Annotated in this window: 11 protein-coding genes; 7 read left to right on the forward strand and 4 right to left on the reverse strand. The window is 40.0% G+C overall.

Going from position 1 to position 11,646, the window contains the following annotated elements; translation table 11 throughout:
* Positions 1-52: 52 nt before the first annotated feature.
* The gene (locus FGM01_RS07070) at positions 53-508 is read right to left on the reverse strand and encodes a nuclear transport factor 2 family protein (RefSeq protein WP_143410456.1); all 456 of its coding nucleotides are present in this window, start codon (positions 506-508) and stop codon (positions 53-55) included.
* 65 nt (positions 509-573) lie between these two features.
* Between FGM01_RS07070 and panB the strand changes: the two genes are divergently transcribed.
* The 3 genes from panB (at position 574) to ypfJ (ending at position 3,069) form a co-directional block, all read left to right on the forward strand.
* Complete coding sequence (gene panB, locus FGM01_RS07075) at positions 574-1,392, forward strand: 3-methyl-2-oxobutanoate hydroxymethyltransferase (protein ID WP_143410457.1); 819 nt, start codon at positions 574-576, stop codon at positions 1,390-1,392.
* A 75-nt stretch (positions 1,393-1,467) separates the two neighbouring features.
* The gene (locus tag FGM01_RS07080) at positions 1,468-2,172 is read left to right on the forward strand and encodes an RluA family pseudouridine synthase (RefSeq protein WP_143410458.1); all 705 of its coding nucleotides are present in this window, start codon (positions 1,468-1,470) and stop codon (positions 2,170-2,172) included.
* Between the two features lie 51 nt (positions 2,173-2,223).
* A complete protein-coding gene (gene ypfJ / locus FGM01_RS07085; RefSeq protein WP_143410459.1) occupies positions 2,224-3,069 on the forward strand; it encodes a KPN_02809 family neutral zinc metallopeptidase in 846 nt (281 codons plus the stop codon).
* A gap of 74 nt (positions 3,070-3,143) precedes the next feature.
* On the opposite strand, the gene FGM01_RS07090 is transcribed toward ypfJ, so the two are convergent.
* On the reverse strand, positions 3,144-4,019 hold the full coding sequence (locus FGM01_RS07090) for a DMT family transporter (protein ID WP_143410460.1): 876 nt from the start codon (positions 4,017-4,019) through the stop codon (positions 3,144-3,146).
* A gap of 10 nt (positions 4,020-4,029) precedes the next feature.
* Complete coding sequence (locus tag FGM01_RS07095) at positions 4,030-5,574, reverse strand: hypothetical protein (RefSeq protein ID WP_143410461.1); 1,545 nt, start codon at positions 5,572-5,574, stop codon at positions 4,030-4,032.
* 148 nt (positions 5,575-5,722) lie between these two features.
* Here FGM01_RS07095 and FGM01_RS07100 point away from each other — a divergent pair, with 148 nt between their 5' ends.
* Genes FGM01_RS07100 through leuB form a run of 4 tightly spaced genes read left to right on the forward strand, consistent with a single transcriptional unit; the run spans position 5,723 to position 10,029 of the window.
* Positions 5,723-6,895, forward strand: coding sequence for a 2-isopropylmalate synthase (locus FGM01_RS07100; protein ID WP_143410462.1), 1,173 nt, complete (start codon positions 5,723-5,725; stop codon positions 6,893-6,895).
* A 6-nt stretch (positions 6,896-6,901) separates the two neighbouring features.
* Positions 6,902-8,284, forward strand: coding sequence for a 3-isopropylmalate dehydratase large subunit (gene leuC, locus FGM01_RS07105; RefSeq protein WP_143410463.1), 1,383 nt, complete (start codon positions 6,902-6,904; stop codon positions 8,282-8,284).
* A complete protein-coding gene (leuD, locus tag FGM01_RS07110; RefSeq protein WP_143410464.1) occupies positions 8,285-8,917 on the forward strand; it encodes a 3-isopropylmalate dehydratase small subunit in 633 nt (210 codons plus the stop codon).
* Positions 8,914-10,029 (forward strand): 3-isopropylmalate dehydrogenase, encoded by a 1,116-nt coding sequence (leuB, locus tag FGM01_RS07115; protein WP_143410465.1) that lies wholly within the window; start codon positions 8,914-8,916, stop codon positions 10,027-10,029. Before leuD ends, leuB begins: the two co-directional genes overlap by 4 nt.
* A 257-nt stretch (positions 10,030-10,286) precedes the next feature.
* Here the strand turns inward: leuB and argH are convergent, their stop codons facing one another.
* A complete protein-coding gene (argH, locus tag FGM01_RS07120) occupies positions 10,287-11,564 on the reverse strand; it encodes an argininosuccinate lyase (protein WP_143410466.1) in 1,278 nt (425 codons plus the stop codon).
* Positions 11,565-11,646: the final 82 nt, after the last annotated feature.

Below are 11,646 nucleotides of genomic sequence, written 5' to 3' on the forward strand. Positions count from 1 at the left end.
AAAATGCCTCAAATAACCTTACTCCCAAATTTATTACCTGCCTACTTAATGCTTATTCGCATTCCTTAATTCTAGTGTCTATAAGGTAAACGACCTTCCATTCATCATTGAATTTAACCAGCTGAAAACTGTTTACACCGCAATGACTCAGCTTTCCATTATAATAAAATGAATAAGGCGTGATAACTGTGGCCAGTAAACCATTCTCTTCTACCCTGAATTCCTTTATTATCTCTTCAAAAGAAGCTTCCGCAGGAATCGAGGCAATACTCTTTAAAAAATTAGAATAATCATCTGTACTCAGTTTGATATTCCCTTCTACGTCATTGGAAACCGATTGTAATTTAGTTCCTTCAACAGCAAAATTTTTGAGTTTTACGGTGTCCTGCGCATGAAATGCTGCAAAGAATTTTTCTACCGTTTCTTCAGGAGTGGACTCATCCTTATCTATCTGGGCAGAAAGGGGAATATTTACAAGCAAAATAAGGGCAATAATAATTCTTTTCATGCTAAAAGTAGTTTTGACTGTGGCTCCCGAATTTACTACTTTTACTCAAATTTAAAATCGACCAAATGTCAGTTGCAAAAAAGGAGTACAAACGTATCACCACCAAGTCTCTAGTAGACATGAAATCTAACGGAGAAAAGATCAGTATGCTAACTGCATATGATTTTACCATGGCTCAAATTGTTGATGGTGCGGGAATAGATGTGATCCTTGTTGGCGATTCGGCTAGTAACGTCATGGCGGGTCATGAAACCACGCTGCCTATTACCCTGGACCAGATGATCTATCATGCTACAAGTGTGGTTAGAGCGATAAATCGTGCGCTGGTAGTAGTAGATCTTCCCTTCGGAAGTTACCAGAGTGACCCGAAAGAAGCTTTAAGATCGGCTATCAGGATCATGAAAGAAAGTGGCGGTCATGCCGTGAAACTTGAAGGCGGTAAAGAGGTAAAAGAAAGTATAAAGCGCATACTACATGCAGGTATTCCGGTAATGGGACATTTAGGTTTGACACCCCAATCCATCTACAAATTTGGTACTTATACTGTAAGAGCAAAAGAAGAACAGGAAGCTGAAAAATTGAAATCTGATGCAAAAATGCTGGAGAAAATGGGCTGCTTCGCTTTAGTTCTGGAAAAGGTTCCGGCGAAACTGGCCAAAGAAGTTGCTGAGAGTGTGACCATCCCGGTAATTGGAATTGGAGCAGGTAATGGTGTTGATGGCCAGGTCCTGGTAGTGCATGATATGCTGGGAATGACCCACGAGTTCAACCCCAGGTTTTTGAGACGTTATGCAGATCTACATGGGGAAATGACCAAAGCATTTCAGAATTACAGGGACGATGTTAAAAGCAAGGCGTTTCCTTCTGACAACGAGCAATACTAATCGAAGTTAGAAAGGTCCAAAAGCCTGATTTCTTAAAAATGCCATACCTGAAATACTTCAAAAATCTTATTATAATTGGGTTCAGATAAAACATTTTCCAGCAAGGATAATTTAAAGGTACTCCATGAGGATAATCATATCATCATTGTGAACAAACGTCCGGGAGATATCGTTCAGGGCGATAAGACCGGTGATAAACCTTTAAGCGAAGTCGTAAAATCTTATCTCAAGGAGAAATATAATAAACCAGGGAATGTATACCTGGGAGTTGTACACCGGCTGGACCGGCCTACCAGCGGGATCGTTGTATTTTCAAAAACTTCCAAAGCCCTGCCCCGACTCAATAAATTATTTCAGGATAAAAAAGTGAAGAAAACCTATTGGGCTGTCGTTAAAAATCCGCCTCCAAATGAAGAAGGTGAGCTGGTACATTACATGAAAAGAAATTCTAAGCAGAATAAATCCTACGCCCATATTAAGGAAGTTCCGGAAAGTAAAAAAGCGATCCTCGATTACCGGTTATTAAAAAAACTTGATAATTACTATTTACTTGAAATAGATCTGCATACTGGGAGACATCATCAGATTAGGAGTCAGTTATCCTCCATTGGCTCTCCCATTAAAGGTGATCTTAAATATGGTTTTGATCGTAGTAATAAGGATGCCAGTATTCATTTGCACTCAAGAGAATTAAAATTTATCCACCCGGTAAGTAAAGAACCTATCCGTATCGTTGCTCCTCCTCCTTCAGACCCAATCTGGAATTCTGTTATGATTTAATTTTGAATTTTGTGCTTCATTAATGATTATTTTTGATTAAAACTTATCAAAATGAAATGGCGAGGCAGAAGACAAAGCGGGAATGTCGAAGATCGAAGAGGTTCTTCGGGTAAAGGTAAACTTATCGCAGGTGGAGGAATAATAGGGGTAATCTTTGTTATTGCACAGTTCATTTTAAGCGATGGTGACGTTTCTGTCCTGAACCAACTCGAGGGCGTTGGAGCGGGTACTGAAGAAACACGGGAGCTAACGGCCGAGGAGAAAGAACTGGGACAATTCACAGCTACCGTACTCGCCGACACCGAGGACGTCTGGAATGATATTTTTGCTGAAAATAATATGAACTACCGGGAACCCGGCCTGGTATTATTTTCAGATGCCGTACAGACTGCCTGCGGAGGAGCTTCCGCCGCTAGTGGTCCATTTTATTGTCCGGCAGATCAAAAGATCTATATGGACCTGAGGTTTTTTGATGAACTAAGAAAAAGGTTTGGTGCAAAAGGTGGTGATTACGCCATTGCCTATGTAATAGCACACGAAGTGGGACACCACGTTCAAACCTTATTGGGCACGGCCTCAAAGGTTAGAAATTTGCAGCAACAAACCAGCAGGACCAAAGCAAATGAACTCTCTGTAGCATTAGAATTACAGGCAGATTATTATGCCGGCGTTTTTACCCATCATAATAAGGAGTATTTAAGCGAAGGAGATATTGATGAGGCGCTTAGTGCCGCAAATGCCGTAGGTGATGATTCTATCCAAAAAAGAACTAGTGGCAGGGTAAATCCTGACTCCTTTACTCATGGAACTTCTGAACAACGCAAGGAGTGGTTTATGAGAGGTTTTAGATCTGGTAATCTGCGCCAGGGTGACACTTTTAACGTCATTCTCAATTAGTAATCGGCTTATACCATCAATTTCCAGGGTGCGCTTTAAAAGATTAATTAGCGTTCTACAGCCTGAACTAGATACTAATTTCGCTTACTTTTTATCGAGATCAGGCTTTCAATTACTACAGCGCTTATTATAAGGGTACCTCCAACGAAGGTTTTTAAAGAAGGTATTTCGTTCAAAAAGAAAAACGCGATAATAATACCATAAACGGGCTGTATACTGCTCATAATACTGGCAGCCGTTATACTAAAATTCTTGAAACTCTGCAGGAATAAGGTATGCCCAATACAGGTAGTGAGAATAGCCAGGACAACAAGAGGTTTCCATTGATCGAGAACCAATTCAAATTTGCTGTAGAAAACCGCAGGAAATAGCAATAGTGAAATCACCAGTATCTGGTAAAACATTAGTACAGACCCATTATATCTTTCAACTTCACGCTTCATTAATAAATTTCTCAAGGCATAAAATATCGCTGATGCGACTCCAAAAAGCACTGCTAAAAAATAATCATTATCCAGATCAAATTCCGGACTTAAAAAATAGATACCCGCCAGCACCAGAAACCCTAAGGCAATATGAACTTTATCAAACTTTATTTTAAAAAGTATCGGCTCCAGGAAAGCCGTAATAACCGGGTAAGTAAAAAGTGATAACAAGGCTATTGCTACACTGGAATATTGCAATGAAAAAAAATAGGTGATCCAATGAGCCCCCATTAAAATTCCTCCAAGTATCAGTTTTAGCAGATCCCCTTTATTTTCAATTTTGAGATTTATATTCTTCCATCTGCAATAGATATAGAAAACCACTGCCGCAAGTAAACAACGATAGAAAATAGTGGTTACAGGATGAAGCGTAATATATCTTCCCAGAGCACCGGAGGTACTTATGAGTAAAACAGCCAGGTTAAGCTGGAGTAGGTTACCGAGATATTGCTTCTTTTCTGTCAAATCTCAAAATTTACCTTGAAAGTTCCTTGAATTTCTCTGAAAGGATCTCCTTCACGGGTCGCTCTTCAATATTGCTTTCAAGCCAGGAAAGAATATCGAGATAAAGAAATGCCCTCCTTTCATAAGGATGATCTTCGAATTTCTTTAAAGTAGCATGGAGTTTTCTGAATTCGTCCTTTATTTCCAGAGGCGATACATCGGGTAATTTTCTAAGGAATTTTATCATTTCTACCTGTACCGCGTGCATATCATCCATCTTGATTAGAAACTTATAGGTAGATTTTATCAGGCTATCCAAATGGTAGTCCAGACCGGCTTCATAATGAGCTACCAGGTTCAGTATCCTGGCAAAGCACATAAGGTCCTGGCGCATTTCCAGAGATTTGTTATTAATAATCTTTTTAAGGTATTCAATAGATTTCTTATTGTCTCCGGCTCCAAAATACAAACAGGCGATCTTATAATAAAACACCATGATATGATGCTCATCTATCCTCCCCTGAAATTTCAGGATCTTCTCATTGATTTTTTTGATCAGCTCTTCAGAATCCACAAATTCACCTTTCATGAATCTTAGATTCAGCTTATTGGTATAAACATACAGAAAGGAGAGCGCAGAGATGTTATCATTATGTGGAATCTTAGGATCCCTAAGCGCATCTTCCAGTTGTTTGAGGGTTTGTTCAAAAAGATCTGTATGGTTTAAATAAAATAATGACTCCAGCAAGTAATGACTGCCTTTTAAATATGAAACCGGATGAATGGGAATAAGGTGATTATATTCAATAAATAATTCCTTCCATTTCATAGAATAACGGTAGCAGCCCAGAAAATCCTGGATCAAAAAACTATACCATAGATGTACTTTATACAACCATAAACGCTCTCGAAAACCCAGATCCTTGTAATTGTATTCCGGGAGTTTTTCCTTGAAATATTTTTTGATTTTGAGCGCTTCTTCTTCACTCTTACAATAGCCGTTTTTCAGGAAAATGGAATATAATTCCAGGGAAAGGTTAGATAGTTTCCCCCATATAGTATTAAGCTTTCCAATTTCCTCGGTCTCCTTAATGAGTACATCTGCCCTGTTACTCATACTACGCGTGATATACTGGGATTCAATGATCTTTTCCAACTCTAAAATCTCATAGGTAAGATTCTTTTCCTCGTAATTGATCGCCAGGGTTTTTACCTTATCAAGTAATTTCAAGCTTTGCTGGTAAAGTCCTTTATGGTAAAGGATATAAGCAAAATCTACCTGTTCCCTTATCTGGACTGGAATGCTTTGATGTGCAGGATTCAACCGTAGAGAGATTAGCAGCTGTTTATAAAGGTGTGTTTTGACGTTAGAAAGCTGTAGTTTACTTATACTCGTGCTTTTCAGGATTTCAGCTTCATCATATTTTTTCTGCCTGGACATGACCTTATACAGGTTAAGGAATTTAGAATCTGTATTTACTCCTACTCTACCTACATATAAGGAAAACTGTCTCTTTTCTGAAGCCGAAAGGGATTTAATTAAAGAAAACAGGTTTTCGGTTAAGTCATTGGTCATTGTAAATAAATATTTTGCAAACCTTTTAAAAACAAGGCTTTACGATCTTAATTACCTGTTTCAAGTATCGTAACACTTTGGTGTTAGCAAAACTTGTTGCATAAGGATTCCGATACTTTAGATAAAGATAAAGTAAAATAAATCTCATATGCGCACTGAAAAGGTAGAAATTTTCGACACTACATTGAGGGACGGCGAACAGGTCCCCGGCTGCAAACTGAATACCGAACAAAAATTAAAAATTGCTGCGCGACTGGATGAACTGGGCGTGGATGTTATAGAAGCTGGTTTTCCTGTTTCCAGTCCTGGTGATTTTCAATCGGTAACCGAGATCTCAAAACTCGTTAAGAATGCAACTGTATGTGGACTTACGCGTGCCGTTAAAAATGATATCAGAGTTGCTGCCGAGGCGCTTAAATATGCCCGTAAACCAAGAATTCATACCGGAATTGGAACTTCCGATTCTCATATAAAATATAAATTCAAATCCAGCAGACCCGAGATCATTGAAAGAGCTGGCGAAGCAGTTGCTTATGCTAAAACTTTTGTTGATGATGTTGAATTTTATGCGGAAGATGCCGGAAGAACCGAGAATGAATTCCTTGCGAAAGTATGTTCAGAAGCGGTGAGAAATGGCGCTACAGTATTGAATATTCCGGACACCACGGGATATTGTCTTCCTGAAGAATATGGGAAAAAGATCAAATATTTAAAGGAAAATGTGATAGGTATTGAAAATGTGATTATTTCCTGCCATTGCCACAACGATCTTGGATTGGCTACTGCTAATGCTATTGCAGGAATCACTAATGGCGCCAGACAGATCGAATGTACCATCAATGGTATTGGTGAACGCGCCGGAAATACAGCCCTGGAAGAGGTCGTCATGATCTTGAGACAGCACCCATATTTACAATTGAATACAGATATTAATCCTCAGTTGTTATACGATACCAGTAAAATGGTCTCCAGGGAGATGGGAATGTACGTCCAGCCTAATAAGGCCATCGTCGGAGCCAATGCTTTTGCTCATAGCTCAGGTATCCACCAGGATGGCGTCATTAAGAACAGAGAAACATACGAAATTATAAATCCAGCCGACGTCGGGGTCACCGAGTCGGCTATTGTTTTGACTGCCCGGAGTGGAAGAGCTGCTTTAGCTTATAAAGCAAAGAAGATGGGATACGATCTTACCAAAATTGAGTTAGACCATGTGTACCACGAATTCCTGAATTTCGCTGATGCTAAGAAGGAAGTGGCAGATCATGATATACACACTATTATGGACATTTTTAAAAAGAACTCCAGAGCAATTGCTTGATAGATTATGAAGAAAACTTTATTTGACAAAATATGGGATTCCCATGTTGTGGAAAGCATATCTAATGGGCCGGACATTTTATATATCGATAAACATCTGATACATGAAGTGACCAGCCCACAGGCTTTTAATGAATTAAAGGAAAGAAATATTCCGGTTTTTCGTCCGGACCAGATCGTTGCAACAGCCGATCATAATACACCTACAAAAGACCAGCACCTGCCTGTTAAGGATCTTTTGTCCAGAAAACAACTAAAGGAACTAAGCCAGAATTGCGAAGAGAACAATATCACTCTTTACGGGTTAGGACATCCCTATAATGGGATTGTTCACGTGATGGCTCCCGAGCTTGGTATTACTCAACCGGGTATGACCATAGTTTGTGGTGATAGCCACACTTCTACTCATGGTGCCTTTGGAACAATTGCTTTCGGAATTGGAACCAGCCAGGTGACCCAGGTGTTTGCCAGCCAGTGTTTATTGGTTGAAAAGCCTAAGAAACTTCGGGTGAATGTGAACGGAAAACTGAAAAACGGAGTTCTTCCAAAAGATGTTATCCTTTACATCATCAGCAAACTTGGCACAAATTCGGGTACAGGATATTTCTGCGAGTACGCAGGTAATATTTTTGAGGAAATGTCTATGGAAGGCCGAATGACCGTTTGTAATATGAGCATTGAAATGGGCGCTCGAGGCGGGTTGATCGCTCCAGACCAGACTACTATAGATTATGTGGAAGGACGCGAATTCGCTCCTAAAGGCGCTGAGTTTGAAAAAATGAAAGCTCACTGGGAAACATTGAAAACCGATACTGACGCTGAATTCGATCAGGAATATTCCTTTGAAGCTGAAGATATAGAACCGATGATCACCTACGGAACAAATCCGGGAATGGGGATCAAACTTACAGGATCTATTCCGGTGGAAGGAAATAAAAGTGATGCCAAGGCACTTGCGTATATGAACTTTAAGCCGGGCGAATCCTTATTGGAAAAGCCGATAAATTATATTTTCATTGGTAGTTGTACTAACTCCAGGATCGAGGATTTCAGAGTTGCTGCCTCCTATATCAAAGGAAAAAAGAAAGCTGAAAATGTGAACGCTTTGATCGTTCCGGGTAGCCGTCAGGTTGCAGAACAGATCAGAACTGAAGGTTTGGATAAGGTTTTTGAAGAAGCCGGTTTCACCTTGAGACAGCCGGGATGTTCAGCATGTTTAGCCATGAATGATGATAAGATTCCTGAAGGGGAATATTGTGTCTCGACAAGTAATAGAAATTTTGAAGGCAGACAGGGCCCCGGCTCCAGGACCATCCTGGCCAGTCCGCTAACCGCAGCTGCCACCGCTATTTCAGGTAAGATTTCAGATTACACCCAAACATTGAACTAAATGGAAAAGTTTATAAAATTAACAGATACGGTCGTGCCGTTGGATGCTGAGAATGTAGATACAGACCAGATCATTCCGGCCCGTTTTCTAAAGGCAACAGATAAGGAAGGTTTCGGAGAGAATCTTTTCCGGGACTGGCGTTTTGATAAGACAGGAGAGCCAAATGAAGATTTTGTGCTGAATCAGGATAAATATTCAGGTTCCATTCTCCTTGCAGGAAATAATTTTGGTTGCGGTTCCAGTCGTGAGCATGCCGCCTGGGCCATAAAAGCTTACGGATTCAAAGCAGTCGTATCCAGTTATTTTGCAGATATTTTTAAAGGAAACGCGTTGAATAATGGGTTATTACCCGTACAGGTTAGCCCCGATTTTCTTCATAAATTATTCACCGCAGTAGAAAAAGATGCCGATGAAAAAGTGATCGTCGATTTAGAAGAACAAAAAATAAGTATCGAAAGTTCTGGTGAATCTGAAAGTTTTGATATCGATCCCTACAAAAAAACCTGTCTTATTAATGGGTATGACGATATCGACTTTTTAACCAGTAAACTGGATGCAATAAAGAAATTTGAGAAGAAGAGAAGCGGAAATCAGGCAGAACCGCAACAAACCCTACAAACTGAAAAAATATGAAATTCAATATAGCCGTACTTCCCGGAGATGGGATTGGTCCTGAAATAACGCAGCAGTCAGTGAAAGTGCTGAAGGCTGTTGCAGATAGATTTGATCATGAGTTCAATTTTGAAGAAGCTGTAGTGGGTGCAGCCGCAATAGATCTATTGGGGGATCCGTTGCCTGAAAATACACTGAAACTATGTAAAAAATCTGACGCTGTGCTATTCGGGGCAATTGGAGATCCAAAATATGATAATGATCCATCGGCCAAGGTTAGGCCGGAACAGGGATTGCTTAAACTTAGAAAGGAACTTGGACTTTTCGCTAATATCAGGCCGGTTAGAGCTTATGAAAGCCTTATCCACAAATCTCCTTTAAAACCTGAGAATATTGAAGGGGCAGATATGGTCATATTCCGGGAACTTACCGGTGGTATATACTTCGGAGAAAAAAGTACTGCAGAAGATGGCAGAAGCGCATCAGATCTTTGCACCTATTCGGTAGAAGAAATTGAGCGAATAGCACACCTGGCTTTTAAAGCCGCCGAGGAAAGAAGAAAAAAATTAACGCTGATCGATAAAGCCAATGTCCTTGAAACTTCCCGTCTCTGGAGAAAAACGGTTACTGAGATCGGTAAGGAATATCCAGGCGTAAAAGTTGAGTATTTATTCGTGGATAATGCCGCAATGCAAATGATCCTGAACCCAAAACAATTCGATGTAATCCTTACCGAAAATATGTTCGGGGATATTATTTCTGATGAAGCCAGTGTGATCGGTGGAAGTATCGGACTGTTAGAGTCTGCTTCTATTGGAACTGAAAACGCTCTGTTTGAGCCTATTCATGGTTCCTATCCGCAAGCTACCGGACAGGGAATTGCAAATCCAATAGCATCCGTACTTTCCGCAGCGATGATGCTGGACCATTTAGGACTGAAGAAAGAAGCTGAAACGGTGAGAATGGCTGTGGAGTTAAGCATTAAACTGAATGTTTGCACTATAGATATCAATAAAGATAATCATTATTCAACCGAAAGAGTTGGAGATTTTCTGGAAAGTGTGATCAGCGATACCGAAGGTCATATCGTAAATAACGAAAACCTTAACCTGGGACAAATGACCATTATTTAAGAATTAGTTCATAATTGTTTTTAAAAAGCTGCCTCCTGATGAATATTTATCTTCAGGAGGTTTTTTTATAAAAATGTCTCTGTCATTCAGAACGTAGGCGAAGTGAAGAATCTTCATAATATAGATTCCTCTCCCGAACCCTCGGGATCGTAATGACAACCAATGTCATTCAGAACGAAGCGATAGCGTAGTGAAGAATCTCTAAATTCTATAGAATTCTACTTTCGTCGCAATGACAACCTAATATAATTCAGAGCCTAAAGCTGTTGCAACTTGTTCTTGATCATGTTCAGAGAAAGATTATCCTTACTTCCCGAATGCGTGTGCTTCATTCCTTCTGAAGCTTCATAAGCACCATTTTGAACCTGCTCCCCTATTATTTTATAAGCATCCCTGAATGATTTACCGTTGATAACCAGTTCGTTTATGCTGTCTACAGTAAACAGGTATTTATACTTTTCATCCCTAAGATCTATTTCCTTCACCTTGATTTGAGCAATAGAGTGGGTGAAAACATCCAGTATCTCTTTCATATTCTCAACCGCGTAAATGCTGTTCTCCTTGATTAGCTGAAAATCCCTGTGGTAACCACTAGGCAGGTTGTTGGTGATAAGGATCATTTCATTAGCAATGGCCTGTAATTTGTTACATTTTCCTCGAACCAGTTCAAAAACATCGGGATTCTTCTTATGGGGCATAATACTGGAACCTGTGGTAAGCTCATCGGGGAAAGTGATGAAATCAAAGTTCTGACTCATGTACAAACAAATATCCATCGCGAACCTGGATAATGTGTTAGCCAGTGAGGCGATATTTGAAGTAACGGTTCGTTCACATTTCCCCCTGCTCATCTGTGCCGCCACCACATTGAATTTCTGGGTTGAAAAGCCTAATTCTTTAGTGGTGAATTCCCTGTCTATAGGAAATGAGGAGCCATAACCTGCTGCGGAACCTAAAGGATTCTGGTCTACGATTTTTAAACCGGCTTCAAGCAGATAAAGGTCATCAATTAGCAATTCGGCGTAAGCTGAAAACCACAATCCAAAGGAAGAAGGCATTGCTACCTGCAGGTGGGTATAGCCAGGAAGGACCTTATCCTTATGCTCATCGGCCAGGCTTAGAAGAACATCTATCAGGCTTTTAGTTTTTCGGGAGATCTGTAGCAGGTTTTCTTTAAAATATAACTGCTGGGCTACCAAAACCTGATCGTTTCTTGATCTGGCAGTATGGATCTTTTTTCCGGTATCACCGAGTTTTTTGGTTAGTTCGAATTCTATTTTAGAATGAACATCTTCAAAATCCTCTTCGATCTGAAACTCACCCTTTTCAAGCTGATCTTTCAGGACATCAAGTTCTGCTAAAAGTGATTCTACTTCTTGTTCCGTCATTATTCCAACCTTTCCCAGCATTTTAGTATGTGCTTTGGAAGCCTGAATATCATATTCGGCCAGATGCATATCCAGTTCACGATCATTGCCTACGGTGAACTTTTCTATCTGTTTGTCTATTGAAATACCTTTATCCCAGAGTTTCATATTATCTAATTTAATATTTCGTCATCCTGTCCCGATACTTCGGGAGTTTCAGGATCCCAAGAAAAGCTGAAATAAATTCAGC

The organism is Christiangramia sabulilitoris, assembly GCF_007050985.1.
In the GTDB taxonomy this organism is placed as follows: domain Bacteria; phylum Bacteroidota; class Bacteroidia; order Flavobacteriales; family Flavobacteriaceae; genus Christiangramia; species Christiangramia sabulilitoris.